Here is an 896-nt window from a genome sequence, read left to right on the forward strand (position 1 = left end):
TGCTAATTCCAAATAGAAGTGCAAAATCTCTGTGGGTGCAATAACTATGAAAAACACCGCGGAGGTTTGCCTTGCGGCTGGGGGCGCGAAGCCCCCAAAGAGCATTGACGGATAACTTAAGCAATACAAAAAAAAAGGAGAAAGACTTTCGTCCCTCTCCCTGAGATTAACTAATTTTGTATTGCAATGTATAAACAATTAACCTCGGAGCAAAGATACACAATAAGTGTGTTACTCCAAAAGAAATTCTCACTTAGTTTTATAGCCGAGACAATTGGCGTGTCTGTAAGTACCGTCTCTCGCGAAATTAATCGTAATTCAAATGAGAAGGGTATCTACAGCTGTCATTTGGCAATACTCAGAGCTCGCCGTCGCAAGTCGAACAACCCTGGCAACCGTTCTGTCAAGCCTTATGTCCGCAGCCGTGTGTTTGAACTTATCCGCCATGAGCAATGGTCCCCCGAGGAAGTTTCCGGCTGGCTTAGGAGAGAGGAAGGCATGAAGGTCTCCAAGTCTACTATCTATAATTGGATAGCAGCCAGTTCCCCGCACCATAAGGATAATATCCGGAAACACCTTCGCCATGGCGGGCACAAGGGCAGGACATCTAATATGTCGGGCAGCGCACTGATATCTAACAGAGTTTCGATTGACGAACGACCCGTCGAGGCAGACGGTCGTTCCATAGGCGATTGGGAAATGGACACCATCGTGGGAAAGAATGGAAAAGGTGCCATCGTAACGCTGGTGGACAGGAAGAGCTGTTATATGCTCATGGAGAAACTTGAAACGGGAAAACAGGCCGTACCTTTGGCGCATGCCGTGGTGCGGCTGCTTAGAGAGTCCCAATTGCCAGTCAGGACTATTACCACGGACAACGGAAGTGAGTTTGCAGC

The 896-nt window shown here is 47.9% G+C and carries 1 pseudogene; it reads left to right on the top strand.

Annotated features, from left to right (window positions below):
- Positions 1-186 precede the first annotated feature (186 nt).
- Positions 187-870, top strand: a pseudogene (locus E0E16_RS01280) (IS30 family transposase); the annotation flags it as partial.
- Positions 871-896: the final 26 nt, after the last annotated feature.

Source organism: Prevotella rectalis (assembly GCF_900607215.1).
Taxonomy (GTDB): Bacteria; Bacteroidota; Bacteroidia; order Bacteroidales; family Bacteroidaceae; genus Prevotella; species Prevotella brunnea.